This is a genomic window from Roseovarius sp. MBR-78, from assembly GCF_040547535.1.
Classification (GTDB): domain Bacteria; phylum Pseudomonadota; class Alphaproteobacteria; order Rhodobacterales; family Rhodobacteraceae; genus Roseovarius.
The window spans coordinates 89018-115083 of sequence record NZ_JBEPPX010000011.1; the positions used below are offsets into that span (position 1 = coordinate 89018).

The 26066-nt window shown below is 63.7% G+C and carries 33 protein-coding genes and 1 pseudogene; 14 read left to right on the top strand and 20 right to left on the bottom strand.

Annotated elements, in window-relative coordinates:
* Nucleotides 1-19 precede the first annotated feature (19 nt).
* Genes ABIE58_RS11060 through ABIE58_RS11085 form a run of 6 tightly spaced genes read right to left on the bottom strand, consistent with a single transcriptional unit; the run spans nt 20 to nt 6033 of the window.
* Nucleotides 20-400 carry a head decoration protein gene (locus ABIE58_RS11060; RefSeq protein WP_354544779.1) on the bottom strand — a complete coding sequence of 127 codons (381 nt, stop codon included), beginning with the start codon at nt 398-400 and terminating at the stop codon, nt 20-22.
* A 47-nt stretch (nt 401-447) separates the two neighbouring features.
* The gene (locus tag ABIE58_RS11065; protein WP_354544811.1) at nt 448-1773 is read right to left on the bottom strand and encodes a S49 family peptidase; all 1326 of its coding nucleotides are present in this window, start codon (nt 1771-1773) and stop codon (nt 448-450) included.
* The gene (locus ABIE58_RS11070) at nt 1773-3281 is read right to left on the bottom strand and encodes a phage portal protein (protein WP_354544780.1); all 1509 of its coding nucleotides are present in this window, start codon (nt 3279-3281) and stop codon (nt 1773-1775) included. The genes ABIE58_RS11065 and ABIE58_RS11070 overlap by 1 nt, the downstream gene beginning before the upstream one ends.
* Nucleotides 3281-3496, bottom strand: a complete 216-nt coding sequence (locus ABIE58_RS11075) for a phage head-tail joining protein (protein ID WP_354544781.1) — start codon at nt 3494-3496, stop codon at nt 3281-3283. The genes ABIE58_RS11070 and ABIE58_RS11075 overlap by 1 nt, the downstream gene beginning before the upstream one ends.
* A gap of 1 nt (nt 3497) precedes the next feature.
* The gene (locus tag ABIE58_RS11080) at nt 3498-5549 is read right to left on the bottom strand and encodes a phage terminase large subunit family protein (protein WP_354544782.1); all 2052 of its coding nucleotides are present in this window, start codon (nt 5547-5549) and stop codon (nt 3498-3500) included.
* Nucleotides 5497-6033 carry a hypothetical protein gene (locus tag ABIE58_RS11085; protein ID WP_354544783.1) on the bottom strand — a complete coding sequence of 179 codons (537 nt, stop codon included), beginning with the start codon at nt 6031-6033 and terminating at the stop codon, nt 5497-5499. The genes ABIE58_RS11080 and ABIE58_RS11085 overlap by 53 nt, the downstream gene beginning before the upstream one ends.
* A gap of 129 nt (nt 6034-6162) precedes the next feature.
* Here ABIE58_RS11085 and ABIE58_RS11090 point away from each other — a divergent pair, with 129 nt between their 5' ends.
* The 5 genes from ABIE58_RS11090 (at nt 6163) to ABIE58_RS11110 (ending at nt 8015) form a co-directional block, all read left to right on the top strand.
* Nucleotides 6163-6381, top strand: a complete 219-nt coding sequence (locus ABIE58_RS11090) for a DUF6900 domain-containing protein (protein ID WP_354544784.1) — start codon at nt 6163-6165, stop codon at nt 6379-6381.
* 12 nt (nt 6382-6393) lie between these two features.
* The gene (locus tag ABIE58_RS11095) at nt 6394-6612 is read left to right on the top strand and encodes a hypothetical protein (protein ID WP_354540021.1); all 219 of its coding nucleotides are present in this window, start codon (nt 6394-6396) and stop codon (nt 6610-6612) included.
* Nucleotides 6613-6624: 12 nt separating this feature from the next.
* Nucleotides 6625-6987: a hypothetical protein gene (locus ABIE58_RS11100; protein ID WP_354544785.1), complete on the top strand. Its 363-nt coding sequence runs from the start codon at nt 6625-6627 to the stop codon at nt 6985-6987.
* A gap of 102 nt (nt 6988-7089) precedes the next feature.
* Nucleotides 7090-7359 carry a hypothetical protein gene (locus ABIE58_RS11105; protein WP_354544786.1) on the top strand — a complete coding sequence of 90 codons (270 nt, stop codon included), beginning with the start codon at nt 7090-7092 and terminating at the stop codon, nt 7357-7359.
* 98 nt (nt 7360-7457) lie between these two features.
* The gene (locus ABIE58_RS11110; RefSeq protein WP_354544787.1) at nt 7458-8015 is read left to right on the top strand and encodes a DUF3489 domain-containing protein; all 558 of its coding nucleotides are present in this window, start codon (nt 7458-7460) and stop codon (nt 8013-8015) included.
* 48 nt (nt 8016-8063) lie between these two features.
* On the opposite strand, the gene ABIE58_RS11115 is transcribed toward ABIE58_RS11110, so the two are convergent.
* The 5 genes from ABIE58_RS11115 to ABIE58_RS11135 are packed head-to-tail and all read right to left on the bottom strand — an operon-like array spanning nt 8064 to nt 11647.
* On the bottom strand, nt 8064-8261 hold the full coding sequence (locus ABIE58_RS11115) for a hypothetical protein (RefSeq protein ID WP_354544788.1): 198 nt from the start codon (nt 8259-8261) through the stop codon (nt 8064-8066).
* 44 nt (nt 8262-8305) lie between these two features.
* Entirely contained in the window at nt 8306-8521 is a 216-nt protein-coding gene (locus tag ABIE58_RS11120; RefSeq protein ID WP_354544789.1) for a DUF7220 family protein, read from the bottom strand.
* Nucleotides 8518-9027: a hypothetical protein gene (locus tag ABIE58_RS11125; RefSeq protein WP_354544790.1), complete on the bottom strand. Its 510-nt coding sequence runs from the start codon at nt 9025-9027 to the stop codon at nt 8518-8520. Before ABIE58_RS11125 ends, ABIE58_RS11120 begins: the two co-directional genes overlap by 4 nt.
* Nucleotides 9024-10391 (bottom strand): site-specific DNA-methyltransferase, encoded by a 1368-nt coding sequence (locus ABIE58_RS11130; RefSeq protein WP_354544791.1) that lies wholly within the window; start codon nt 10389-10391, stop codon nt 9024-9026. Before ABIE58_RS11130 ends, ABIE58_RS11125 begins: the two co-directional genes overlap by 4 nt.
* Nucleotides 10388-11647 (bottom strand): site-specific DNA-methyltransferase, encoded by a 1260-nt coding sequence (locus ABIE58_RS11135; protein ID WP_354544792.1) that lies wholly within the window; start codon nt 11645-11647, stop codon nt 10388-10390. Before ABIE58_RS11135 ends, ABIE58_RS11130 begins: the two co-directional genes overlap by 4 nt.
* 36 nt (nt 11648-11683) lie before the next feature.
* On the opposite strand from ABIE58_RS11135, the gene ABIE58_RS11140 reads away from it, so the two are divergent.
* The gene (locus ABIE58_RS11140) at nt 11684-11962 is read left to right on the top strand and encodes a hypothetical protein (RefSeq protein WP_354544793.1); all 279 of its coding nucleotides are present in this window, start codon (nt 11684-11686) and stop codon (nt 11960-11962) included.
* Between the two features lie 139 nt (nt 11963-12101).
* Here ABIE58_RS11140 and ABIE58_RS11145 read toward each other — a convergent pair whose 3' ends face one another.
* Nucleotides 12102-13112, bottom strand: coding sequence for an exonuclease domain-containing protein (locus tag ABIE58_RS11145; RefSeq protein ID WP_354544794.1), 1011 nt, complete (start codon nt 13110-13112; stop codon nt 12102-12104).
* 273 nt (nt 13113-13385) lie between these two features.
* On the opposite strand from ABIE58_RS11145, the gene dcm reads away from it, so the two are divergent.
* Genes dcm through ABIE58_RS11160 form a run of 3 tightly spaced genes read left to right on the top strand, consistent with a single transcriptional unit; the run spans nt 13386 to nt 16335 of the window.
* A complete protein-coding gene (gene dcm / locus ABIE58_RS11150; protein ID WP_354544795.1) occupies nt 13386-14615 on the top strand; it encodes a DNA (cytosine-5-)-methyltransferase in 1230 nt (409 codons plus the stop codon).
* Between the two features lie 31 nt (nt 14616-14646).
* A complete protein-coding gene (locus tag ABIE58_RS11155) occupies nt 14647-15081 on the top strand; it encodes a very short patch repair endonuclease (RefSeq protein WP_354544796.1) in 435 nt (144 codons plus the stop codon).
* Nucleotides 15082-15096: 15 nt separating this feature from the next.
* Complete coding sequence (locus ABIE58_RS11160; protein ID WP_354544797.1) at nt 15097-16335, top strand: type II restriction endonuclease; 1239 nt, start codon at nt 15097-15099, stop codon at nt 16333-16335.
* On the opposite strand, the gene ABIE58_RS11165 is transcribed toward ABIE58_RS11160, so the two are convergent.
* From ABIE58_RS11165 to ABIE58_RS11195, 7 genes and pseudogenes are all read right to left on the bottom strand, one after another.
* Complete coding sequence (locus ABIE58_RS11165; RefSeq protein WP_354544798.1) at nt 16320-16997, bottom strand: hypothetical protein; 678 nt, start codon at nt 16995-16997, stop codon at nt 16320-16322. The genes ABIE58_RS11160 and ABIE58_RS11165 overlap by 16 nt on opposite strands.
* Nucleotides 16994-17740, bottom strand: coding sequence for a DNA methyltransferase (locus tag ABIE58_RS11170; RefSeq protein ID WP_354544799.1), 747 nt, complete (start codon nt 17738-17740; stop codon nt 16994-16996). The genes ABIE58_RS11165 and ABIE58_RS11170 overlap by 4 nt, the downstream gene beginning before the upstream one ends.
* Nucleotides 17741-17795: 55 nt before the next feature.
* Nucleotides 17796-18251 (bottom strand): annotated as a pseudogene (locus ABIE58_RS11175) (DNA cytosine methyltransferase); the annotation flags it as partial.
* A 5-nt stretch (nt 18252-18256) separates the two neighbouring features.
* Nucleotides 18257-19291: a helix-turn-helix domain-containing protein gene (locus tag ABIE58_RS11180; protein ID WP_354544800.1), complete on the bottom strand. Its 1035-nt coding sequence runs from the start codon at nt 19289-19291 to the stop codon at nt 18257-18259.
* Nucleotides 19288-19680, bottom strand: coding sequence for a VRR-NUC domain-containing protein (locus ABIE58_RS11185; RefSeq protein WP_354544801.1), 393 nt, complete (start codon nt 19678-19680; stop codon nt 19288-19290). The genes ABIE58_RS11180 and ABIE58_RS11185 overlap by 4 nt, the downstream gene beginning before the upstream one ends.
* The gene (locus tag ABIE58_RS11190) at nt 19677-19916 is read right to left on the bottom strand and encodes a hypothetical protein (RefSeq protein ID WP_354544802.1); all 240 of its coding nucleotides are present in this window, start codon (nt 19914-19916) and stop codon (nt 19677-19679) included. The genes ABIE58_RS11185 and ABIE58_RS11190 overlap by 4 nt, the downstream gene beginning before the upstream one ends.
* On the bottom strand, nt 19913-20158 hold the full coding sequence (locus ABIE58_RS11195) for a helix-turn-helix domain-containing protein (RefSeq protein WP_354544803.1): 246 nt from the start codon (nt 20156-20158) through the stop codon (nt 19913-19915). The genes ABIE58_RS11190 and ABIE58_RS11195 overlap by 4 nt, the downstream gene beginning before the upstream one ends.
* A 446-nt stretch (nt 20159-20604) precedes the next feature.
* Between ABIE58_RS11195 and ABIE58_RS11200 the strand changes: the two genes are divergently transcribed.
* Nucleotides 20605-21198, top strand: a complete 594-nt coding sequence (locus tag ABIE58_RS11200; protein ID WP_354544804.1) for a hypothetical protein — start codon at nt 20605-20607, stop codon at nt 21196-21198.
* 29 nt (nt 21199-21227) lie between these two features.
* On the opposite strand, the gene ABIE58_RS11205 is transcribed toward ABIE58_RS11200, so the two are convergent.
* The gene (locus ABIE58_RS11205; RefSeq protein ID WP_354544812.1) at nt 21228-22487 is read right to left on the bottom strand and encodes a tyrosine-type recombinase/integrase; all 1260 of its coding nucleotides are present in this window, start codon (nt 22485-22487) and stop codon (nt 21228-21230) included.
* A gap of 429 nt (nt 22488-22916) precedes the next feature.
* Between ABIE58_RS11205 and ABIE58_RS11210 the strand changes: the two genes are divergently transcribed.
* The 4 genes from ABIE58_RS11210 to ABIE58_RS11225 all read left to right on the top strand — a co-directional run.
* Entirely contained in the window at nt 22917-23498 is a 582-nt protein-coding gene (locus ABIE58_RS11210) for a TetR/AcrR family transcriptional regulator (RefSeq protein ID WP_354544805.1), read from the top strand.
* A 74-nt stretch (nt 23499-23572) separates the two neighbouring features.
* Nucleotides 23573-24148 carry a carboxymuconolactone decarboxylase family protein gene (locus ABIE58_RS11215; protein WP_354544806.1) on the top strand — a complete coding sequence of 192 codons (576 nt, stop codon included), beginning with the start codon at nt 23573-23575 and terminating at the stop codon, nt 24146-24148.
* A 57-nt stretch (nt 24149-24205) separates the two neighbouring features.
* Nucleotides 24206-25033 carry an alpha/beta fold hydrolase gene (locus ABIE58_RS11220; protein WP_354544807.1) on the top strand — a complete coding sequence of 276 codons (828 nt, stop codon included), beginning with the start codon at nt 24206-24208 and terminating at the stop codon, nt 25031-25033.
* A 739-nt stretch (nt 25034-25772) separates the two neighbouring features.
* The coding region (locus tag ABIE58_RS11225; protein ID WP_354544808.1) for an ATP-dependent nuclease at nt 25773-26066 on the top strand (294 nt) is incomplete at its 3' end.

Genomic DNA, 26066 nt, shown 5'->3' on the forward strand with positions numbered 1-26066 from the left:
AAGCGTCAGAGGTCGTGCGTCAGACGCCGTCGCGGGCGATGATGCCGACGGCGGCCAACTGGCCGAGCTTGGTGGTGATCTTCGCGCCGTCATCGACGGTCGCGTCGTAAGCGAGACCCGCGCGCGACACGATGGAAGGGCCACGGACCACAACAATGCCAACTGCATCGGCCAGCGTGGCATCGACGGCATAGAGCAGCACGGCGCTGGCGGTCTGGGCCCCATCGGTGCCGCCGCTGGTGGCCAGCTTGTATTTACCGCTGGCCGTGATCTTCCCCAGCACCGAGCCGACCGGGTAGGGCATGCCTTGCAGCAGGGTGATCACCTCGCGGGTATAGTTCGGGTTGACCTCATATTTGAGGACATCGCCCATGCTGGGCTGTTCCGTCAGGACGGGCATTGGTCAGTCTCCATGTTGGTAGGGGTGGGCTGGTCGGTGGCGCTGGTTCAGCGCTTCGCGTCGGTCGCGGCCTTTCTGGCGGCAGCGATGATCGGGCTGTCTTTTGCGGCGGCTGCGGCCGGGGCGGTGGCGATGATGCCTGCCGCATCGCTGCGGGCCGCAAGATCAGCAAGAACCCGGGCGCGCAGGGCTTCAGGTTTGAGGCCCTTGGTGACGGCATCGGCGGCGTCGATGGTCACACCAAGGCGCGCTGCCTGCGCGCAGACCTGCGCCACCTCGGCCGCTTCGGCGCGGATGGCGTCGGCGGTCATTGTGGTGGGCGCAGCATCACCCACCGCTGCCGGAATCTCTGGAGCAGCAGCGACGGTTGCTGTCGCGGCGGGAGCGGCGGAAATAGGAGCCGGGTTCGGCGTGTCAGTGGGCGTGGTGGTCATCTGTGGACCCTTTCTGCTGGAGGAAGTGGTGCCGCGCGGGGCGGCGGCGAAGGCGTGGAAGGCGGTGACGGGATCGGCGAGATCATCGGCCAGACCCACCGCGATGGCATCTGCCCCGCGGAAGACCGCAGCTTCAGTGGCCAGTGCCGATGCGTGGGTCAGCCGATCCCCGCGACCGGCAGCGACGGTTTCGGCGAAGAGGAAGCGCACGACCTCCAGCTCGCGCTGCATCTGGTCGTGCACAGCCTCGGGCAGCGGCTGGTAGGGGTTGGCGTCGACCTTGTGCGCGCCCGCGTGAATCAGCGTGACGGCGATGCCCTTCTGATCGAGCGCCCCGCTCATGTCGGTGTGCAGGGCCACGACGCCGATGCTGCCGACCGCCCCGGTGCGGGGCAGGATGATCCGGTCGGCCTGGGAGGCCAGAACATAGCCAGCCGACAGTGCGTGTTCCGCGACGAAAGCGTGGACAGGCTTCTGCGCCCGGGCGGCGCGGATGCGATCCGCCAGATCGAAGGCCCCTGCGACCTCGCCGCCGAAGCTGTCGATGTCGAGCGCGATGCCCCGCACGCCGGGATCCGCGAGCGCGGCGTCGATCTGCGCGGCGATCCCCTCATAGGATGTCAGGCCAGACGACTGTCCGATCCACGCGCCGCGATGCACAAGTGTGCCCGCGATTTCGATGACCGCGATGCCGTCAATCATGGCGAAGGGCTGGGTGCCATTGCGCCGATGACGCTGGGCGAGATCGTTCCCGAACAGCGAGGCACGGGCGGGTAGGCTGGCTGCTGTCTGATCAGCGGCGTCCACCTCCAGCCCCTGGAAGGTGATCTCCTGCCCGGTGATGCGCGGACCCAACCCGGACAGAAACGCCAGCGCCTTGGCGGGATCGACCATCAACGGCGTGTTGAAGGCGCGTTGCGCGATCTGAGCGTGATGCATCATGCGCCCTCCGATGCGTCGGGTTTTTCATAGTCATCTTCCGGCGCGTCGGCGTCGGCCTCATCATCCTTGGCGCTGTCCTGCTCCGCGTCTTTCGCCCCACCTTCGCCCGGTCCCTGCGCCGGGGATCCGGGACGGCGGAAGTCGAGGCCAAGTTCCGCTTCGCGTTTGCGTTCGGCGGCGATCTCGCGGTCGACCTGTTCGGCGTCATAGCCGCGCTCCGCCAGCGCCTGCGTTCGGGATTTCAGGCCCGCTTCGATCTGCAGGATTTCCGCCGAGGCGTCCTTCATCGGGTCAATCCAGTCCCATTTCGTGGGCAGCCAGGCGCAGGCCTGATATTGCCGCCGCTGGCTGTCATAGCCCGGCAGGTCCAGCGCGCCCGACAGCACGGCAGTGTCCATCCAGCGGACCCAGACGGCGCGGCAGAGCTGATAGACCAGCACGCCATGCTGCCAGGCCGAGATGCGGCGGCGGAATTCGATGAGGCTGATCCGCGTGTTCGAGAAGTTGCCCTTGGCGGTGTCGCCGGTCAGATAACCGTAAGGAATGCCCAGCGCGGCACCGATCTGCAGCAGGGTGCGGTACTGGAACGGCTCATAGGTGCCACCCGAGTCTGGTGTGGCGGGCGTCGAGACATCCTCGCCTGGATCCAGCCGCACCACCTGTCCCGGTTCGACCTCCAGATCCTCTTCGGTCGGTTCGAGGGGCGTTTCCGGGGCGGGCGAGGTGATGAACATCGCGAACATCGCCGCGATCTTCTTCCGCTCCAGTTCGGCATCATCATAGAGGTCCAGCGTGAACAGTTTCACGATGGCAGCGGCAAAGCGCGACACGCCGCGCAGCTGGCCCGCCTCGACCGGGTCCAGCACATGGATCACATCCGTAGCAGGCACGCGGACGGTTTCCCCTGCGAGGCCGGGGTCGGTCAGATCACCGGGATGGCGGCGCAGGAAGTGATAGGCCACGCGGCGGCCAATGCCGTCGAACTCGATCCCCTGCCGGATCAGCCCGGCACCGGGCAAGGTTCGGTTCATGTCGAGGGGCAGCATTTCGGCTGGCAGCATCTGCAATTGCAGCGGCACGGTCAGGCCGTCTTCCGCGCGGCGCGGACGGATGCGGAGGAACACCTCGCCCGACAGGAACACCTCGCGCGCCGCGCGACGCTGCAGCCCGTAGAAATCCGTCAGCCCCTCGGCATCGGCATCGTCGGTCCAGGCCAGCCACAGTGCTTGCAGTTCTTCTTTCCTAGCGGCATCCGCGATGGAACTGGACGGCTTGATGCCATCGCCCACCACATTGCTGGCGAAGCTCTCCACCGCATTCGCCGCATAGCCATTGTTCCGGACCAGCCAGCGGGCGCGGGCGGTGATCGTGTCGCCCGAGGCCGCGATCAGCGTGTTCACATGCGCGCGGCTGGCGCGAAACCCGCGCAGCCGTCGGTGGGCTTGGGCCGCATCGAACCCGCCGATGATCGACCCCAACCGCTGGCGAAAAGCCTCGAACGCCATCACAGACCCTTCGTGGCGACGGTGCCCCAGCGCCGACGCCGCGGGGTGCCGGTCGTGGCGGTGGCGATCCGGGTTTCCAGATCGCTGATGGCATTCGCGAGTTCCGCGTCCGACCCATAGTTGATCGATTTGCCGTCATAACTGACCGAGCGGACGCCCGCGTAACGCGCCTCCTGCAGGGCGGCCAGAAGCGCGCGCATCCGTTCCAGATCCATCTCAGTCCCTCATGAAGTTGGGTGTGTAAGCCCGGCGTTTGCGACGCGGGGTCGTTGGTGTTCCCGCCTTGGGCGGGGTGGGTGTGGTCGGCTCTGCGGCCCCACCTTCGACAGCAACCACGGCGACCGGCGGTCGGGTTTCCACCCCGGCCTGAGCTTCCAGCCGTCGCCATGTCGCCTCGTCCCAGCGATCCGCGCCCATGATCCAGGCCGCAGCCCGCGCATAGACGCGGGTGTCGAGCGCTTCGTTGCGCTCGCGCATCTTCTGCCATTCGGGGTGGGCATAGCCGCGCTTGTTGCGCACGGTGACCAGCTGTTCGGCCACCAGCTGCTTCAGCCATTCCGTGTCGATCCAGTCGGGCAGGTGCACCGTGCCGGGGGCATCGAGCACGCCCAGCGCCCGGTCTTCATCCGAGGGCCGCTCCAGCCGCAGAAAACGGTAGGTTTCGGTCTTGAATGTGGCCGTGGCCACCGACCAGAGCCTTGCGCCCCGGCGCAGACGTTTGCCGCCGATGGTCGCATCGACAAAGGTCGGCCCCGACACCGGCGTGGCGCGGTTGAAGCCCTCGAGGCCCTTGATCGGGGCCACCTGGTCAAAACCCTGCTTGCGCGCCCAAGCGTAAACCGCTGGCGCCTCATAACCAGTGTCGATGGCGAGCTTGCCGATCAGCATCACCGCGCCATTGGCGCAGGCCCATGTGCGGCCCAAGAGGGCGGTCAGCTTGTCCCAGCACGTCGGATCATCCGGACCACCGGCAATGACGATGTGATCGACCAGCCAGGACTCCAGGCCCCGACCCCAGGCCCAGACATCGACCTCGATCCGGTCTTTCTGCACATCGACGCCAGCGGTCAGGAACAGCCCGCCTGCTGGGATCTGCACGCCCGCGTAGCTTTCGCGCCGTTCCGCCAGCCGTTGCCATTCCGGCGCATCGCCCGACTCGACCCAAGTCTCGCCCAGAAGCGTGTTGCGCGCCGCGCGCAGCATTTCCTCCGAGCCTTGGGCCGCCAGCCACTCACGCGCGATCTGCGCCCAGCTTTTCCAGCCCAAGGGCGAATAGAGCGCGGAGATGTGGAAGCCGATCGACTGCGGATCCGTCGACACTGCCGTCGCCCGCCACTCGCCCCGCTCCAGCATCTGTGTCTTGTGATGCTCGGCGATGGGTTTTTCGCACCCTTCGCAATGATAGGCGGCCGTGTCGGGGCGGCCTTTGTCCCAGCGCAGGCGGTCAAACTGCAGCCATTGCATTGCCCCGCAATGCGGGCAGGGCACGAAGTACCGGCGCTGGTCGCTGGCTTCAAACTCCCGTTCAATGCGTGACAATCCCCGGATCGTCGGGGTCGAGACCATGAATACCTTGCGCCGGTGCGAGAAGGTGGTGGTGCGCGCCTCTGCCAGCGTGACCGGATCGCCTTCCTCGTCAGCCGAGGCCGGATAGGCGTCGACCTCGTCGAGGAAGATATAGCGGGCAGGCATCGAGCGCAGGCCGGTCGCCGAGTTGGCACCCGTCAGCACCACGATGCCGCCGGGGAATTCCTTGGACAGCATCGAATTGCCCGCATCGCGCGACCGGGCCGGGTTGACCCGTTCGCGCAGCGTCGGGCTTTCCGCAATCAGCGGATCAATCCGTCCACGCGACGTGCGCTTTGCCATCTCCACCGTCGGCAGCACCGCCAGCATCGGCCCCGGCGCGTGATGGATGACAAAGCCGATCCAGTTGTTGCCCGCCTCGGTCGCGCCAACCTGCGCGGCTTTCATGAACGAGACGCGCTGCGCCGGGTGGCGGGGCGACAGCGCATCCATGATCTCGCGCAGGTAGGGCGCACGCGCGGTGCGATACCGCCCCGGTTCAGCCGCGGCGCGCGACGACAGCCAGCGATGCGCATCCGCCCATTCCGACACCGTCAGGTCCGGATCGGGGCGGATGCCGTTGCGCCAGCTGCGCAGGATGTCCTCGGCCCCGTCAAACCCGAGGTCGAGATCGGCGGTCAGGTCTTCGCTATCCGAGGGATACTCGGAGGTCGGCGAGGGCGTCGAGTTGCGCTCTGACATGGGTTTCCAGCACCCTCTGCAGGATCGCGGCCTCGATCATCACCGGCGTGCCGGATTGCTTCTCCACCTCCGCTGCCACTTCGGCCGCCATCAGCGCCGCCACCCTGCTGGGCCAGGTCACCCAGACATCGCGTTCCTGGCGGGCGAGACGAAACACCAGCGTTTCCGCCCGCGCCCGGTCGACCAGCGTGCCCTTGCGCTTCTGGATTGCCAGCTGACGTTCCTGTGCCTGGTAGACGGTCAGCGCGGTACGGGCCTTCAGATAGGACGAGCTGTCCGCTGGCCCGGAAAACCCAGCATCGCCGCCGACCGACCGCCGCTGCTGGTCCGGATCGGTCATCTCTGCCCGGCGCACATCGGACGCGGCGGCGTTGATCGAGCCGTCGCTGTAAACCACCAGCCGCCCGGCCTTGCGCGCTTTCTGGATCGCCCCGCGCGACAGGCCGGAATGGGCGGAATACTCGCGCTCGGACATACCTTCCATGGCGATTGACGGAGCCTCAAGATATTGGAATTAAAAGGAAAGAATCGTATTATTCAGTTGATTACACTTACCGCTAGAGCGAGTCTGGGTCCAAGGTAAACGATGCAACTCAGCCCTGGAGACGACGCCATGACCACCAAGACCGCGCCCGCCAAAGCCCCCAGCGACGCCCTGCTGCTGGAGATCGCGACGAAGCATTTCCACAGCATCGAGACGCTGGAGACCCGGAACAGCGACCGGCTGGACTTCCACGATGTCGCGGTCTGGGCGATCCGCGCCGCGCTGGAAGAGGCATTCGAGGCCGGACGCCGCACGGGTGAAGCCACCACATCGACAAGCCAATCCTGAAAGGACATGACCATGACTGCCACGACCACGATCCGCATTGACCATGCCGCCCTGCCGGATCCGCTGAACCTCAAGGGACCTGACGCTGCCGCCCGGATGATTGAGGCCGCGCTGCGCGACGAGGGCATCAAGGCCGAGGCCTCGGATGTGATCTCGCATCTGAAGATCGAGCTGCCCACCACCCAGCTTGCCGCCGCCAGCGTCCTGCTGGCGAGCCTTCAGCTGATCTGAGGGGGCACGACGATGCCCCCGTCCTTCAACTGCCTGCCCGAGGGCGAGACCCTCGCCGATCTTGCCCGCCGCGAATGTGCCATCGGGTTCGACCTGCGGTTCTGCCGCAGCGTGGCCGTGTCAGAGCACGACCGCGACACCGAGACCTGCGACCCGACCGAGGCCGAGTTCGCGAGCGTTTACGCCATCACCGATCTGGGCGAGGCCATCGCGATCCATGACGCCGACCTGACCAGCGCCGGGGCCGACGAGGTCGCCACCATCACCCGCGCGCTGTTTGTCGCCATTGTCAATGCGCGGCGCGACTCGCCCGATGCCGCCCAGAGACATGAGGCCCAACAGGCGACGCTCACCGATCACCATTGGATCGAATGATCAGAAAACACTGAAATTGCTCGGAATTGCCTACGATAATCGGCGCAGCAGAGCGATGGTGATTGTACCAAAACGATGCAACTCAGCCAAAGGAACCACGCCATGACGCGCCTCAACCCGATCACCACACCCCGCCACCAGCTGCGCGCCGAGAAAGCCCGCCGGAACAAGGAAGCCGCGCTGAACGCCTTCATTGGCAAGAAAGCAGAAATCGACACCATGCTCGGCCGCCTGCAGGCCCTCAGCGATGATCATTTCGAGACCCAACCCGACGAGATCAGCTGGGGGCATGTCGGCACCCTCGAGCATTACGCCAGTCTCCTGAAGCGCATCACCGACAGCGCCTTCGGCGAAGGTGAGTTCGCCGAGTGATCCCCGGCTTTGTGCCTCGCCCGGCCCGCCACCATGGCGGGCTACACCCGGTAGGAGAATGCGCATTCCGCGCTGCTCGACCAAACCGGAGACATCCCATGCCAAAACTCACCGACACGCAGACCATCATCCTCAGCCGCGCGGCGACCCGCCCCGGCAATCTGGCCATGCCGCTGCCCGTGGGGCTGCATGGCGCGGCCGCCAAGATGGCCGTCACCCGCATGATCACCAATGGCTGGATCGAGGAGGTCGATGCCGACAGCCGCAAGGGCGAACCGCTCTGGCGCGAGACCGGCGATGGCCATGGCACCACGCTGACCGCCACCGAGGCCGGGCTCGAGGCCATCGGGATCGAACCGGTCGTCGCCAAGGCGACCAGCGCGTCGCGGAGGGTGACGCTGCAACCAGATGCGGAACCCGCCGTGACCGAGGCCCCCAAGCCTGTGGCCATCCGCACGGGCACGAAGCAGGCCCAGATCATTGCGCTCCTTCAGCGACCCGAGGGTGCGTCCATCGCAGAGATCACCGAGGCGACGGATTGGTTGGCTCACAGCGTGCGTGGCCTGATCTCGGGCGGACTCAAGAAGAAACTGGGCTTGCCCGTAACTTCCGATAAAGTTGAGGGCAGAGGGACGATCTACAAGCTGCCCGCCTGATCGATTATGGACTGCTGACCGCCGCCGCGCCGACCGCGCGGCGGTCGTTCATTGCCAAGACAGAAGATCGCGCGCCGCAGCCTGCAGAATGTCCTGCGCCATACGAGGTTCGCAGGTGTAAATCCCGCCCGCTTCAGGCTCGCCAACATTCTCCGCGAACCATTCCCGCCCCTCGTCCGAAATCGGACGCAGGACGACGATGGTCCCATGATCGTTGATTTCGATATGTTTCCAGCCTTCGGACATGCACAGAGAGTACAAGTCGCTGGCCCGACGCGCCAGTGATCCTTTCATACCCGGCGCCAGCGCTCGAACAGCCTGCGCAGCGCGTAGCTGCGCAGGAGCGATATGCCGACAAAGACCCCGCCCAGCGCCAAGCTCTCGCCAATGCTGGGGTGCAGCCCGAACCATGGAAACACGACGATCTGCGTCGCGACAGCGAGCACATAGCCCACCGCCACATTGGTGACGGCTTCGATCAGCGACATGCCGCGCGATTGGGTCACATCACCGGTCCTGTGATCTGAAATTCCTTACGGATGACCTTGGCAGTCTCGGTCGCCTGCAGGTCATCGCGAACGCGTGCTGCAATGCGACCGATATTCACGATGATGCAGGCGCTCTCGTCTGGCGTGACAAGGAGTTCCTCGTATTCGGTGTGGCGCAGGAACTCACACGGGGTCTCAATGTTGAGATGGTCGTCACCCGGACGGATAAGCCAAAGCACTCCTGCGCAATCGTCCGGGGCGTCTATGCTACCCCGCAGAAACGGTGACAGGTGGTTTTGCACCAGCCTAAATGCGATGGACGGACCAAAGCCAAGTTTGCGCAAGTCCTGTGCGGCAGCAACCGACACCACGTCTCTCCAGCCGTACCAGCGCGCCTTTCCGGGCTTGGGAGTGTTTTCAGGCTGAAAGTCGTTGCGGGATATGGCCTGGTTCAGGTCCGCGCGTGTGATCGGGATGATCCGAATGAGGTCAGCGTTTCGCCAGATTGGGGTGTTGATGATCATTGCTGTTTTGTCTCCTTGCCAATGGTGGTCTTGTTGTGATTTTCCAACTGCGCCTTTCGCCCCGTCGCCAGTTCCCACCGCCGCATGGCGACGTCGCAATAGACCGGGTCCAGTTCCATTGCGAAGCACCGCCGCCCGGCGCGATCGGCTGCGACGATCTGGGTGCCGGAGCCGCAGAACGGTTCGTAGATCAGGTCGCCGGGATCTGAGAATGCGGTCAGCACGGCCTCGACCAGCGTCACCGGGAATACAGCCGGATGTGATCCCGCCGCGCCCAGACCGCCCTTGTGCCGCATGATGCGGAAAACGCTGTCCGGGATGCGATGGCTCTGGATCGCGTTGCCGGTTCCGGTCTTGGCGTGGACGGTGCCGTCGGCCCCGCGCAGCCCACCGCCGCCGAGGACCTCGCCCGCGTGCTTGGACGGGATGGTCTTGTGCGGTTTGCGGGGCGCGCGGTTGAAGTGGAAAATGAACTCGTGCGAGGGTGCCAGGCGGCCGTTCCAGTCGCCCGGTAATCCTGGCCCCTGATCCCACACATACCACCCAAACCGCCGCCAGCCAGATTTGCGCATCCATTCCACCCATCCCTCCCAATAGGGTTGCCATTCGCTGTCGCGATGCACGAGGCCGAGGTTGACCAGCATCTGTGCGTCGGTCGTGACCGGCGCTGCGGTGAACACGCCCTGCATCAGGGCATCCCAATCGCCGAGTTTTTCCTTGGCGGCACCGTAGTCGCGCTGCTGCGCATAAGGCGGCGAGGTAAACATCAGCGTGGCCTGTTCGCCCAGCATCAGCCTGGCGACAGCGGCGGGATCGGTGGCGTCGCCGCAGCATAGCCGGTGCTTGCCGAGCGCCCAGATGTCGCCCGGCTTGGTGATCGGATCAGCGGGCGGGGCCGGGATCGCATCGGCTTCATCATCGTCGATCACCGTCTTGTCGTCGTCGCCCGCGTGCAGCAGGGCGTCGAGTTCATCCTCGGGGATCCCGATCAGCCCGAGGTCGAAATCCTCGGCCAGCAGTGCCTGCAGTTCCTGCAGCAGCAGGGCCTCGTCCCAGCCGCCCAGCTCGGTCAACTTATTGTCGGCGATGCGATAGGCCCGGCGCTGCGCCTCGGTCAGGTGCCCCAGCACGATCACCGGGGCCTCGGACAGGCCGAGGTGCGCGGCGGCCAGGACGCGGCCATGGCCTGCGATCAACTCACCGTCAGCCGCCACCAGTACCGGCACCGTCCAACCGAACTCGGCCATGCTGGCGGCGATCTTGGCGACCTGATCGGCGTCGTGGGTCTTGGCGTTGCGGGCGTAAGGTTTCAGCCGGGCGAGGTGCCAATGTTCAATCCGGCCCGGCAGCAGGCGCGCATTCATGCCGCCAGCCGCTTGGCTTTCAGGGCGGCGAAGCTCTCACCGGTTTCCACCAGCACGGCATCCTGGCCGGCAAATGACTGCCAGCGTTCCACGGCCACGTCGACATAGGCCGAGTTCAATTCCACGCCTAAGCAAACGCGTCCTGTGGTCTCGGCTGCGATCAGCGTGGTGCCGGATCCCATGAAGGGTTCAAATACCGGCTGACCGGGGCTGGAATTGTTCAGGATCGGGCGGCGCATGCATTCGACAGGCTTCTGCGTGCCGTGCACTGTGTCGGCATCTTGATCGCGGTTGGCGATCTGCCACAACGTGGTCTGCTTGCGGTCGCCCGCCCAGTGCCCCTTGCCCTTGGTGCGCACCGCATACCAGCAGGGTTCGTGCTGCCAGTGATAGTCGCCACGGCTGAGGACCAGCCGGTCCTTCGCCCAGATGATTTGCGACCGGATGGCAAAGCCCGCGGTCAACAGACTCTCGGCCACGGTCGCAGCATGCAGCGCACCATGCCAGACATAGGCGACATCGCCGGGGAACAGCGCCCACGCCTCACGCCAGTCGGCGCGGTCGTCGTTCAGAACCTTGCCAGTGCGTTTGGTCTTGGCCGCACCCGCCTGGTTGCGCCAGGATGGGTCGTATTCCACGCCGTAGGGCGGGTCGGTCACCATCAGGAGCGGGCGCACATCGCCCAGCAGCCGTCCGACCACTTCGGCGGAGGTGCTGTCGCCGCAGATCAGCCGGTGCGCGCCCATCTGCCAGAGGTCGCCCTGCACCGAAACCGGCGTGACCGGCGGTTCGGGGATTTCGTCCTCACCCTCGACCGCGCCGCCCTCGGGCTGATCCGAATCGCGCAGAAGGGCGTCCAGATCCTCGTCGGTGATCCCCAGCAGCGACAGGTCGAAATCCTCGGCCAGCAGCCCCGCGATCTCGTCGCGCAGCATCGCCTCGTCCCATTCGCCCAACTCGGTCAGTTTGTTGTCGGCGATGCGATAGGCCCGGCGTTCCGCTTCGTCGAGGTGGCTGAGCCGGATCACCGGCACGTCCTTCAGCCCCAGCATGGCGGCCGCCAGCACCCGGCCATGGCCCGCGATCAGCTCGCCATCGTCGGCCACCATGCAGGGCACGGTCCAGCCGAACTTCGCCATGCTGGCGGCGATCTTCGCGACCTGGTCCGTGCCGTGGATTTTGGCATTGCGCGCATAGGGGCGCAGCCGGTCGAGAGGCCACGTCTCGATCTGGCTCGGCGCAAACACCAGGTCCATGGGGTGGCTTTCATTAAGGGCAGGGCGGGCAAGCCGATGCGCACGCTGGCTAATGCCAGCGGCAGGATCGGGATCCGCGATGTCGGGAAACGAAAAGCGCCCGCGAGGGGTGTCCTGCGGGCGCAAATCTTCGATGATCAAGGTATGAGTCAAGGGGGGCAGCTTTGTCAAACGAAAAATGCACCTGGATTCAATGGCTTCGCAGCAGGTGGCTTCCGCTGGCTGGCTTCCGGCGCGGTGGCTTCCGCAAAGTGGATTCCCTGGCTTCCGCAAAAGAATCCAGCACGCCACGATCGTGATTTCGCAAGCCTTTGATAATGAGTCGCTTTTTCCAAGATCACCCGGCAGGTGGATTCCGCCTGGATTCCCCGGTGAAACTGCCTGTCGCTAGCGAAATGCCGCGCTGCGCCCCCCCGTATACAAACGGGGCCGGGGAGGAACCATGCCTGGGGGGTCAGCTTGCCTTCGATTTAGCCACTAGGGATTTGAAGGCACTTTCGCCAATAATACGAATGGGATGGCCCGCACTCTGCATGTCTTCGGCCTTTCGGTGCTTGCTGCTCTTGCTGTGCCCTGCAAGGACGTTCAAATCCTGATCTCCTACCACCAGATGTGTCGTTGCCTTGGTCACATTTGGCTTCACGGACATGCCGACTCGGGCGGCAAGTTCGGCGGCTTCGCTGCGGGACATGCCCAGCGCGCCGGTGAACACCACCACTGACCCTGCAAGTGCGCCTTTGGGATCGCCCTCCATGGTGATGGCGGCCGAGTAGCTTTTTCTGGGGGCCGGTTTGATCAGTTCCTCAAACGGCAGCCGAAGATGAAGTTCGGCATGCAGCACGACCAATGCGGCGGCGCGGGCGTCTTCGCCTGCATCGTGGTGATGGAACTGAAGGTTCAGCGTGCGCTTGAGGTTCGCCAAGCCGTGTCCGCCGTTACCCTTCAACTCGGGCCACGCCCGCCTCGCGATCTGGACGCTGTCGCTCCAGCGCAGGTCAGGGGCGTCAATGCCGCAGAATCCGCAGGCGGCGTTCATCGCCTGCTTGTCGAAGTTGCTGTGCTGGATGAGGTGATGGCGCGTCAACAGAGGGAGCAGAACGTCCAAGGCGTCAGGGAACCGGGGCGCATCCGCTACATGATCTGGGCCGATGCCGTGGAGCTGGATGTTGAACGCGTCAAACCTGGTGCCGGGATTGACCAGCATGGAGAAGGTCTGGATCTGATTGTCGGGTTGGACGCAAGCCAGGCCGATTTGGCAGATGCTGGCGACATCACCGCAAGCCGTTTCGACATCCAGCGCAACGAAGCGAAAACTGCCTTCCGGCACCCGGTGGGCATGGGGAAATCTTGGTCGGTTCTCGGTGCGCTCGGTCTTGGGTTCGCGGTTCTCGGGCGCGGCAAGTGGGGGCTGGCTTTGTTGTAGCGGTTCGGGGGAGCGGCCGAAAAGCCAATCGAAAAGCGCCATTGAAAAGTTCTCCGAAGATCAAAACCGGTGACCGGCTGATTCCGGTGCTCTCATGCAATCAATAGCACATTTGGAGCCGACGCGACCTTTGGCGCGCTCCCAAGTGCCCGAAGTCGTGGTGGGACCGACCTCAGTGGCCTTTCACACGTTCAGTTGCACAGAACATTTTGCTATTTGTTTGTGAATTGTTCTTGTTCAAAGGCCCATTTTCAGACACTGTGTCAGAAAAGTTCCCCCTGGTGGCGGGGGATGATGCGGGGAGAGCGTGCAGACATGACGGATTTCGGGACGCTGTTGCAGCAGGCCGGTTGGTCGGTGCCGGATGCAGCGAAGATACTGGGGTATTCCGAAGGTCACATCTATCGCTGGAAGCGTGGAGAGGAAACACCCCGTGACGGCGTGCTGCACCTTCTCCGACACGAGATTGGCGCACTGACCCGGTCGCACACCGACAGCGCGTTCACCTTCATTGACCTGTTTGCCGGTATCGGCGGGTTGCGCAAAGCCATGGAGGGGGCGGGCGGGCGGTGTGTGTTCACCTCTGAATGGGACAGGTTTGCTCAGCAAACCTATCACGCCAATTTCCCCGACAACCGGCCAATTGCAGGAGACATTCGCGAGGTTGAGGCCGCCGACATTCCGCACCATGATGTTCTGGTGGCTGGCTTCCCATGCCAACCGTTCTCGATTGCAGGTGTCTCAAAGAAAAATGCACTCGGGCGGCTGCACGGGTTTCTTGATGAAACGCAGGGCACGCTGTTTTTCGACGTACTGCGGATCCTGATGCATCACCGGCCACAAGCCTTCCTGCTGGAGAACGTAAAGAATCTCAAAAGCCATGATCAGGGCCGGACGTTCGAAGTGATCCGGCGAGCGCTGACGGACGAACTGGGCTATACACTGGAAACCCGGATCATTGATGCGGCGCATTTTGTGCCGCAGCATCGCGAGCGGATTGTGATGGTGGGTTTTCGCCAAAAGACCGGCTTTTCGTTTGATGACATGCAGATGCCCAGTCGTGGCGGCCGAAAGATGCGCGATGTGCTGCATGCTGAAGATGGCACCGAAAGACCCGAGAGCCATTTCACGGTTGGCCCGGATGCACGGGTGAGTGACAAATACACCCTGAGCGACAAGCTGTGGCGGTATCTCCGGGACTACTCGGACAAGCATAAGGCCAAAGGCAACGGCTTTGGCTTTGGTCTGGTTGATGGCAACAGCGTCGCGCGCACGCTTTCAGCACGGTATTACAAAGATGGGTCGGAAATTCTGGTGAGTCGTGGTGAAGGTCAGAACCCGCGTCGCCTGACGCCGCGCGAATGCGCAAGGCTGATGGGCTACGATGAAAGCTTCCGGATACCTGTGTCCGACACGCAGGCTTACCGGCAGTTTGGCAACTCGGTCGCGGTTCCCGTCTTTGCCGAAGTGGCTCGCCTGATGCGCCCGCACATATTGGCCCTGAAGGACGGCGATCAAGAGCAGCCATTGTCCGCCGTTGGCTGACGTCCACGACGCCTCCACGCGGAGCCGGAACATGGCGGCGATCCACGGCAAGGACACGAAACCTGAAATGCTTCTGCGCCGTGCGCTGCATGCAATGGGTTTTCGTTACCGGCTGCATGACCGTCGGTTGCCCGGGCGACCGGATCTGGTCTTTCCACAGTATCGCGCCGTTGTTTTTGTGAACGGATGTTTTTGGCATGGGCACCAATGTGACCAGTTCCGATGGCCGAACAGCCGCGAAGAATTCTGGCGGGCAAAGATTGGCGGAAACGCCGCGCGAGACGACCTGAATATTGCGTCGCTTCACAACGTCGGTTGGCGTGTTGGAGTCGTCTGGGAATGTGCGGTAAAGGGAAAGTGGCGCCTTGGAGCGGATGCAGTGGTTGACGCCGTCGCAGGATGGCTGTCCTCTGATCGCCGCGATCTTGTCGTGCAAGGCGGGAGTCGCCAAGATGCCAACATATAGGCCCGGGGTGAGCGTATGAAATTCGGTCAGATTTCTGATCTCTTTGCGGGCGCTGGTGCCAAGTATCTGAGTGAAGTCGAAGTGAACCGCCTCCGCTCAAATCAGCACGAGTTTCAGGGGGTGGGAGGTTTTCGCGCCTTTCTTGGAACACCCGCGGAAAAGGTGACATTCCCAGCCACGTTTTATTGGCTGGATGATGAGGACGACACGCGACCTGAAGGCCTCAGTTCCTTCTGCACCTGGAGCGATGTGCGCCGCGGTAAGGCTGGCCGGAGTGCTGAATATCACCTCTATTATTCGGCAGAGTCCGAACCGGTCGTGCATCGTGCGCGGGCCGGGGATCTCGTTGTCATCGCGCGGACGAAGGACGACCGCCTTCTGGTGATGCTCGCACCTGCTGAATCCACGATCGGCGCGCAGCTTCTCTGGTTGTTTGGCCTTGATCTGCTTGCCGGAAGACCGGACGCAATTGAACTCGGCGCAGAAAATAGTGTCAGTCTCGGGCTGGCCGCCCGGAGCATTCTCGACGATCTGGGCATCGAGGCCGACGAACCACAGCCCGATGCGCTTGGGTTGCTGCTCGATACTTTTGGCCTTCGGTTTCCCGGCACGGTAGCGTTCTCCGATTTCGCTCGCAGCACGTTGACCGGCATTGATCCGCGCGATGCGCCGGATGAAGCGCTCGTGGCATGGATGGAGCACGAGGAGGCGCTGTTCCGGCACATGGAGCGACAGGTCATGACAGAACGATTGGGAAATGGTTTCATGAGCGATGGTACGGCAGACGTCGACGGTTTTCTGTCCTTTTCGCTAAGTGTGCAGAATCGCCGTAAATCGCGTGCAGGGTGGGCATTCGGACATCATGTCGAAGCAATCCTTCAGGCGCAGGGGTTGGACTTCAAACGTGAAGCGACGACCGAAAAGCGCAACGCAGCGGATTTCCTTTTCCCAGGAGAACTGCAATACGCGGACGCAACATTTCCGGCAGACCGGTTGGCGATGCTGGCGGTGAAAACCACATGCAAGGATCGCTGGCGTCAGGTGCTGGCAGAAGCGAACAGAATTCCTGCCAAACACCTGCTCACTTTGGAACCCGCGATTTCCGAGACCCAGACCGCCGAGATGCAGGCTCAGAGCCTGCAACTGGTTTTGCCTGCACCGCTTCACGCCACATATCGCGAAACACAACGGGCTTGGCTGATGAGCTTGCGAGATTTTATTGGGCTGGTTCAGGGGCATCAAATTATCGCCTGATGGGGCCGGGGCGACCACGGTCGCACTTTCGGCATCACGGCCGTCACATCCACCTCGCGCAACATCCCGCCTGCGATCAACCCCTCCCGCACCCAGTCCAGCGCCAGCCACCAATCGTCATAGCCGCGCCGGGCGGCTGCGATCTGTTCCGGATGCGGCCGCCAGGTGACTGGGCAGGCCAGAACCTCGACCGTGCGCCAGCGCCTGCGATGCAGCACGCGTTCGATGCCCACCACGATTGTGGTTGCCCGCTCGCCATGCTGATTTTGCCTAGTTTCCATAGGCACACAGCGTGGCACGACACCGGGCATCCAGTCGGGCGTCAGGCCAGCCCGCGCCAGTTCGGCCACGCTGATCGCCATGCGGATGCCGCCGAGGCTGTCGGGCATTCCGGCGACGGTGGCGGCGATCACCTCGGCGTCCGCATGGGTATAGCTGCCCATCTTGTGCTGGCCGCCGTCGACCTTGCAGCCAAGTGCTGCGCGTTGCAGCAGGACGTATTCGAGGCCAAAACCAAAGCCTTCCTCGGTCACGTCCTTTGGCGGCGCCAATTCCAGCTGGGCCTTTTCCACCCGGAACGCCCATTCCAGCGCCGCCTGCACGCCCAGCGTGCGTTTGACCTTGCTGCCGCCAATGCGGCCAATCCGCCCCTGGATGCTCATGGTTGCAGTCCGTCAAACAGGCTCATCTGCGCCGGGCGCTGGGCATCGTCGGTCGGCCGCCAGATCCACGGGCCCGAGGCCATGGGCAGCTGCGAGAGCGCGCCACGCATGTGCTGCTGCCAGCGGGTGAACTCCGTTGCCGAGCAGGCGCAGAGCGCGTGCCCGATGGGCCAGCCCATCAGCCATCCGACGAAGAGCGGGTTCAGCCGCCGCCGCGACCGGCCCTTCAGGATGCGCCGACATGCGACGCGCCCATGCGAGGCAATCATCGAAGCCCAGAGCGGGCGCGAGATCGGGGCGTGCGGCGAGGACCGCCGCCCATCCTGCATGATCGCCGGGGCCGGGCGGGTGAAGCCCTGCTCCGCGCGATAATGCCGGATATCCATCCGGGACTTGCCGTCGGCGCGCATCACGCTGGCCGGGCTGCTGCCCTTCCAGTTCTGCGCCGCCGGTGTGGGCCATTGCAGGGCCTGTGCCGATAGTTTCGGCTCGCCCCTGCTGTTGATCTTGCCACGCAGCCGATCCATCTGGTCGTCGGCCACCGGCGTCTGCCATTGTGCCGCTTGCGCGGGCAGGGGCGGGGTGCCGCCCGAGCCATAGCTCTGGCCCGGGCCACCCTTCGTCCCATCCGTCGCTTTCGGCGTCGACCAGCTGGTGATGCCCAGCGCCAGCGCCTCCGCCTTGCGGGTAAAGTCGCTGTTCCCGGCTGGATTGTAGCTGGCCGTGCCCGGATGCAGGCTCATCGGTGTGGGCCAGGATGAAGATGCGCAACCGCTGGTGCGGCGCGCTGACTTCTGCCGCCGAGAACAAGCCCGCCGCAGGCGTGTAGCCCATGCCCCAAAGCTCTCGCAGGACGGTCTCGAGACCAAGGGTGACGTGACCTGCGACGTTTTCGAGGAACACCCATTCTGGGGAACATTCTCCAATGACACGGGCGACATCAGGCCAGAGGTGACGGGGATCGTCGGCGCCCCCGCGCTTTCCGGCCGCGCTGAAGGGCTGGCAGGGATATCCGGCGAGGACGGTATCAAAAGCACCGCTGAAGGGGCGGGCATCAAAGCTGCGCAGATCGTCCCAGATCGGGGCCGGGGCGAAGTACCGCGCGGCTTGGGCTGCGATGAGGACTGCGCGGGGCCAGTCCTCCCATTCGACAAAGGCGCGGGTGTGATAGCCGGGCTCGGCGAGCATGACGCCCAAATCCAAGCCTCCGCCGCCTGCGCAGAGGGACAATCCGTGCCGGGGACGTGACACCATGCCATTCACCGCACCACGCGCTGGCTGAGGCGTTCGGGCGTGACCAGCCCGCGTGCCAGCATCAATCCGCACATGGCGGTGCTGATCATGCCCGTGGGCAGATACTCGTCGGAGTTGACCTTGGCGGCATAGAAGGCCGCCAGTTCATCCTCGCTGGGCGGTGGCGCTGCACCTGCCTTGCGCCGCCGCTTGGCCTTTGTGCCCTTCACGGCCGCAATAGCCGCTTGCGCATCGCGCGCTGCTGCCCGTTCCATGAACCGGTCGAGGGCCTTGGGGCCATCGGGCGGGTTGGGATGATCGCGCCGGGTCTCCAGGGCGACCTCGATGATCCGGCTGGTTGTCAGCCCGAGATCATCGATCCAGCGACGCACATGGGTTTGCGCTGGCCAGCCCTGCCACCAGGCGGGCAGGGTGGCGTTGGCGGCAAAGCCCAGCGCTTGCAGCAGCTCTGCGAAGAACAAATCAAACTCAGCCTCGCGCGCCTGCGCGCCCTCCTCCTCCTTTACAGGTTCTCTTACAAGGTTAGTGTCCAAATTCTGGACACGGCTTTGCTCATTTTCTGGACACGGGTCGGCCTGTTTTCTGGACACGGCTCCGTGTGCAAAATCTGGACACGGCTTTTCAACGGTGGCGCATCCCAACGCGCTGTTTGCGAATGATTCTTCGCCAGGTTGTCCGTGTCCGATATTTGGACACGGCTTTTCCTCTGACGACACGATTTCCGCTGGGTTTCCGGCCGCTGCCGTGCTGGGCACCGGCGTGAACCCCTCCTCGAAGCCGAGGATGTAGCGCGTCGACATCTGGCGCTTCGTGATCGGGTCGATGCGCCGTTCGCGCCGCATCAGACCACATTTTTCCAGACGGGAGAGATGGTTGTTGAGGCCGGAGCGGCTGACCTGGCAGTCGTAGGCCAAGAGCTCCTGCGACGGAAAACAGCCATGCTCGGGGTTGTAACGGTCGCAGAGGTGCCAGAGCACGATCTTGGACGTGCCCTTGATGCTGCGCTGGTCAAGCGCCCAGACTGTTGCCTTGTGGCTCATGGTGCCGCCCTCCGCGCCGGGCGGACACGGCTGGTGAAGCCGTTGTCGGCCAGCGCGCCCAGCGCATCGTCGACCGACCGGACCAGCGCCCAGCCAAAGCCCTGCGCGCAGACGGTGTCGCGGAAGTCCTCCTGCGATTTGCGCAATCGGCCGGTTTCGCTTTTGACCTCGAGGAACAGCACGCGGCCGCCGGAGATCACGATCAGATCGGCAAATCCGGCATGGACGCCCATGCCGACGAGGATGGCCTGCCGCCTGGCCCCGCGCGGCCCGGCCTCGGTCACCTCGTTGGCGCAGTGATGCACGATGGCGTCGCGGGGCAGGGCAAAGCGCAGCGCCTGCACAACGGCGCGCTGCAGATCGGCCTCGGGGGTGCCACGGCGCGTCATTGCGCGGCCCTCCCACTGTCTTCGCGCTGGGCGCGCGCTACCCCCCGCCGTGCGTCGATCACCACCAGCAGTACCCCGGCGTCCTTGCGCTCGGCCTCCGTCTCGCCATGGGCGACCAGGACATTGCAGGCGAGGCGGATCAGGGGATCGCTGTGATGGACGACATCGGCGATGACGGCGCGGGCTTCGGCGACACGGTCAGCGGGCCAGCCAGTATTTTGCGGGATATGGGTCATTTCCGCCCCCCGGCCGTCTTGGCCCGAGGCATCTCCTGAGCGGCCAGCCAATCCTGCACGGCCCGGTGCCGATAGAGCACCATTCGCCCAGCACGGACGCAGGGTGGGCCGAAGCGTCGCGCTTCCCAGCGCCCAAGGGTGTCGACCGTTACGTTCAGCGCGGCCGCCAGGTCCTTGCGGGTGATCCAGCCCGAAAGCAGGGCTGCGCTGGCCAAGTCCGTTTCTGTCTGTGGTTGAATCATCTCTGCCTCCTGATTGCCGTCCGGGATGGGCGGCCGTCGTCAGGCACCGAGAGCAGATCAGCAGGGGTGGCGGGGTGGCGCAGGGTGGCGCTCATTTGTCGAGACCAGTGCCACCCCTTGTTTTATTGACTTTTTCAAACTGCCGATCCCAGCGCCTGCCGAGTCGTTGCATGCGCCTGCGTGTCAAGAACGGAGTTTGATTGTGTTTCCTGTTTGTTCCGGGTTTCATCCAGAGGGCGAGTCGCTTCGCAGGGCTGACAGGAGAGGGGGGCAGGGATGGCCGAGATCATTTTTGAACGGCGTCTGATCTTTTCCCGTCCTCTTGCCGTCACGGTTTTCCCGCCCGGCTGATCCCTGATTTCCCCGACGACCAGGCTTCTGGCCGCCTCCATCCGGAGAGCGGCGCGATGGCCTGTTTTCAAATCATCAAAAAAAGGAGTTGAGGCATGGCACTACCCCCCCGCGTCCATTTCACGTTGCTTGAAGCCGCCGCCCGCTGGGACTGTTCGCTGGCCGACATCGCAGGCTGGGCGTCGGTCGGACGGTTCGACATCGTCACGGCGATCCCGCCGGTGACGCGGGGGCGGCAGATCGTCGCCGGTTATGTCGTGGTCTCGGTCACGGACATCATGCAGATGTTCCGGCGCTGCGGAACGGGACCAACAAAGAGTATTCTTCGGCGCATTCGCCCAAAGGATCAGGACGAGTGGATCATGATCGCCGACCCGGTCGGGATCGAGGTCACGCTTGCGGACCTGCTGATCATGGCCGACCAAGTCCGCCGGTTCGAGGCAGATTGCGATCTGCTGCGCCGCCCGGCATCACACATCGGCTCGACCGCCCGTTATGACTGGGAGGGGATGTACATCACCCTGATGGTGCGGATCCACGATCAGGGCCTGCCCGCAACCCAAGCGGAATGGCTGGGCGAAGTGCAGGAGTGGTTTGTCACCAACGGCGATGGCAGCGAAGTGCCGGATGAACGCACGATCCGCCGCAGGCTGACACCGATCTGGAAAGCGCTACGGGGCTCCTGCTGATCACCGGCAAAGTGGGCGCGGGATGTCGTTCAGACCGACTTCCGCGCCTCATCGGCATCATGCACAAGCATAGGCCGGGGCCGGAAGGCGCTGGCGACGGCATCGACACCGGCGCGCAAGGGCGAGTCCATCAGGTGCGCATAGCGCTGGGTGGTCTGCATCTGGCTGTGTCCCAGCAGCTTGCCGATCATTTCCAGCGAGGCACCGCCACTGACCAGCAAGGACGCAAAGGTGTGGCGCAGGTCGTGGATCCGCACATCCGGGATCCCGACTGCCTTCTGGATTGCCGCCCAGAACCGCCGGATTTCCTTCACCGGCTGGCCCGGCACATCGCCGGGAAACAGGAGGACGCAGCCGCGCGGCACCAGCAGCTGGCGTTGGCGAACGATGGCCGCTGCCTCGTCCGAGATTGGCAGGCGGTGGATTTTCCGCTGCTTGGTCATGCTGGCGGGCTTGGACCAGCTCAGATGTTCGAGGTTGAAATGCTCAAAACGCGCCTGACGGACCTCGCCCACCCGCGCGCCGGTCAGCATGCAGAGGCGGATGATGTCGGCCGCGCGGCGATCCTCTGCTGCCTCCAGCGCCTCGGCCAGCTTGCGGATTTCTTCGTGACAGAGGAACCGTTCGCGCGGGTTCTCGATCCGGCGGCGGAAGCCGGAGGCGGGGTTGTCGTCGCGCCAACCCCAGCTGACGGCATAGGTGAACATCTTGCGCAGCACCTCGCCCGTGCGGTTGGCGCGCACCGGTGTGGGTTTCGGCCCCTGCAGCTTCCTTGCCCGGTTGTTCGGCTTTGCCTTGGAGGGCCGGGCCCGACCCGCCGCCACTTTGTTCAGCAGCTTTTCCACATCATAGGGCGTGATCTCTGTCACCAGCTTGTTGCCCCAGTCAGGGGCCACCATCTTCGCCAGCATCGACTTTTGGTCGGATGCGTTCAGGGCTGAGAGGCGCGGCAGATGCACCTCGGTATAGCGGTCGATCAGATCTTTGAACCGCGGGGCATCCCGTCCGGTTTCCTTTTGGCCCAGCGGATCACCCCCGGCGTCGATCTCGCGTCGCAACTCCTTCGCCCGCTCCCGCGCCGCCGTGGCCGACCATTCCGGCCAGCGCCCCATGGTCATCCGCCGCTGCCGCCCGGCATGGCGGTAGTCGATGGTGAAGGCGCGGCTGCCGGATCGGTAGATGCACACGGCGAAACCGCGCACCTCGGTGTCGAAGATCTGATAGTCCCGCCCCTTGGCCGGTTCGGCCTCTCGGACGGATTTCTCGTTCAAGCGCAATCGGTTGACCATGCAACTCACCCTCCGTTCGTCATCACATGAGGCGTGGATTCGAGCCCCAGGCAAGCGAAGCATGACGACAAGGGTGGCAGGGTGGCGCAGGCTGGCGATCATTTGGGGAGGGCGCGCCACCCTGGTGGCCACGAGTCGTCGTGGGGGTGGAACACCGGGAGACAAGTGAGCGCGCCGCATCATCCGTCGGGCGAACCAGTGCAAGCCTTCTCAGACACGGCGATATCCTGAATTGTCGATACGGCGCCTGCTTCCAGTTGCGGTCGCCAGCACCACACCGGTGCGATGGCGCACAGGACATGCAACTCCCGCGCCCGGCCGTCCCACACATCGTCAGGGAACCCGCCGACTGCTGGCGAGGGTTCAGCGCAGGAAGGTCTTGAACGATCGTTCCATACTCGCTATATGTGTTGAAGCGGAGGGAATGCGATGCCTTGGGAAAAGAACTTCGATGTAGCCGAGACGCTCGAAAAGGCCATGAAGGCCTTCTGGGCGCATGGCTACGAGGCAACCTCGATGCAGGATCTCGTCGAGTGTACCGGCATCAATCGGGGCAGCCTTTATGCGACTTACGGCGACAAACGCGCGCTGTTTCTCGCGGCCTTGCGCATGTATGATGGCAAGATACGCCGCGAGTTGCTCGCTGATCTGGCGGCCCGGAACACGCCGCGCGAAGCCATACGTGCGCTGTATCTCGCCTTCATGGCTGACCTCGCCGACGGCGGCAGCAATCGTGGCTGCCTGCTGACGAACACGGCGCTCGAGCTGTCCGCCCATGATCCCGAGGTTGCGGCGATCGTTGCGCATGCTCAGGAACAGATGGAGGAATTCTTCGCCCGCATGATCGCGGAAGGCAAGGCGCAAGGCGAGATCGCCGATCATATCGATGCCGGGGATGCCGCGCGCGGCCTTCTGGCGAGCCTGATCGGCCTTGTGGTGCTGATGCGCAGCCGTCCCGACAGGGCGCTGCTCCAGAGCATCGTCGAGGATGCCATGCGGCGGCTCGACTGATTTTTTTTGACTTTGTTTTGAACGAACGTTCCAGACTGAGCGACCGATGACCAACCAGCCGAAAGGAGACGACCATGACTGCCGAATACCAAATGACCCTTCCATTCCTGACCGTCGATGATGCCGAACCCCAGGCCAGAGCCGTGCTGGAGAAGGCCAGGGCGCAGGTGGGGTTCATCCCGAACATGTATGCCGGGATGGTCAACTCGCCGGGCCTGCTGGCGACCTATCTCGACGGCTACGAGCGATTCCGCAAACAGTCGGGCTTCACCCCGGCCGAACAGGAGGTGGTGTTTCTGACCATCAGCCGTGGCAATGGCTGCGACTACTGCATGGCCGCCCACAGCATGATTGCCGAGAAGATGTCCAGGGTGCCGGCCGAGGTGACCGAGGCCATCCGCAACGGGCAGCCGATCCCTGACCTCAGGCTGGCCGCGCTCGCCACCTTCACCGAGACGCTGCGCGAAACCCGCGGGCTGCCCTCGAAGGCGGATGTCCGGGCTTTCCTCGATGCCGGTTACGAAGAGCGCCAGGTGCTGGAGATCATCCTCGCGCTCGCCGTGAAGACGCTCAGCAACTACGCCAACCACCTGCTGCACACGCCGCTCGACGCGATGTTCGCGGGCCATGCATGGGAGAAGGCGGCCTGAACGGCCCGCCGCGCCATTGCGGGAGAACGACGACCCCCCAACTCACAGGAGACCGACATGACCACGACAAGCTACAGCCACAACTATCTGCACATCGAAGGCCACCGCATCGCCTATCTGGACGAAGGAGACGGCCCGCCCGTCTTTCTGATCCATGGGATCCCGACATCAAGCCTGCTGTGGCGCGACATCATCCCCACGCTCGCCAGGACGCATCGGGTGATCGCGCCCGACATGCTGAACTATGGCAAATCGGACAAGCCCGCGCACGCGGACGTCTCCATCGCGGCGCAGGCCCGGCTGATGGTCGGCGTGCTCGATGCTCTCGGGATCCCCCGGGCCGACGTGGTGTCGCACGATATCGGCGGCGGGGTCGCGCAGATCATCGCGGTCAGGCACCCCGAGCGGGTGAAGAAGCTCGTGCTGAGCAGTGCGGTCTGCTTCGATTCCTGGCCGATCCCGGAATTCGCACCGCTGCAGCAGCCCGACGCCGAGGCCGGGATGCCGCTCGATGCGTTCATCGACATGCTGCGCGGCTTTCTGCCGGACGGCGTCTACCGTGCCGAGTCCCTCACCGAAGAGGCCTCGAACATCATCATGGCGCCGTGGTCGAGCGAGGAGGGAAAGCGGGCGCTGTTCCGCAATTTCCGGCGCCTGAATCCGGAATACACCCAGGCGATCGCCGGTGAGTTGACGCAGCTCGACCACGAGACGCTGGTCCTGTGGGGGCGCGAGGACCCGTTCCAGAAACCGGCCTATGCCGAAAAGCTCCGGAATGCGATCCCGAACGCCCGGCTGACTTGGATCGACCAAGCCGCGCACTGGATCATGGAAGAAAAGCCCGCCGAAGTCGCCGCTGCGCTGACAGAGTTCCTGGATACGTAGTCTGCCAACCTTGGGGTTGCCTCCGGCATCTCACGCATGCCGGGGGCGTGCCACCCTCATCACGAGGAACCTGCCGCTCAATGAATGGCGCAAGACGTTTTGTTCAGAGCGCCTGATCGGAGCTCGGCCCACCGGGCGAGTCATGGCAGATAATCGTTTCCAGTGGGCACATCAACGCCACCTCAACCCTCGTACGCCGTTTTCGAGCGGATGATGCAGCCGAAACGCGGTGAAGATCGGCCAAAGTAAATATGGAACTGGCGTGATTTCAAAGGCTTGTCCTGTAGTCAGTTGATTTCATTGAGCTCGGCAGAAAGCCAAGGGGTAGGCTCATAACCTGAAGGTCGTAGGTTCAAATCCTACTCCCGCAACCAAAATAAACACACAAAATCAATTCCTTACACGCCGCCTCCGGGCGGCTTCCCGCGTTGGTAAAATTCCCGTGGAAGCACTGTGGAAGCACGCGGGACGGGTTCAAGGGTGTGGCAAGGACGCAACGCTGACGCCAACGGTGGCAAAGGCCTTCCCCGGTCATAACATCTGCAATGGCCTGTCCGCTCGCCAGCCGGTAGCTATCAATCGACCGGTCATAGCTGCGTTGCCCGGTCAGGCTGGATTTGACTTGCTCATCCTGCACTTGGGTGGTGCACCTGACCGGAGCACAATCTTATGAAGAGAATTCACTTAACATTTCACCTCGAATTGTTATTGTCTCATTGTAATTTGGAGGCGAGGCGGCATGTACCTTAAGAAGATTGCGATACGAAATTTTCGACGCTTGAAGGACGTCTCAATTGATTTCGAGGAAAATGAAACTGTTTTTGTGGGCCCAAACAATAGCGGTAAAACATCGGCAACCGCTTCGATCAGGAGCTTTCTAAGCAATCGTGACTTCAAGATACACGATTTCTCGCTCTGCTCTCTTACAACGATCAATGGGGCACCTCGAAAAATTGCGCTGACACCGGCGTTTCGGTATGATCGGAGCGATAAAACGGGATGGGGTGCAACGATGGCGCAGATGGGTTTCTTT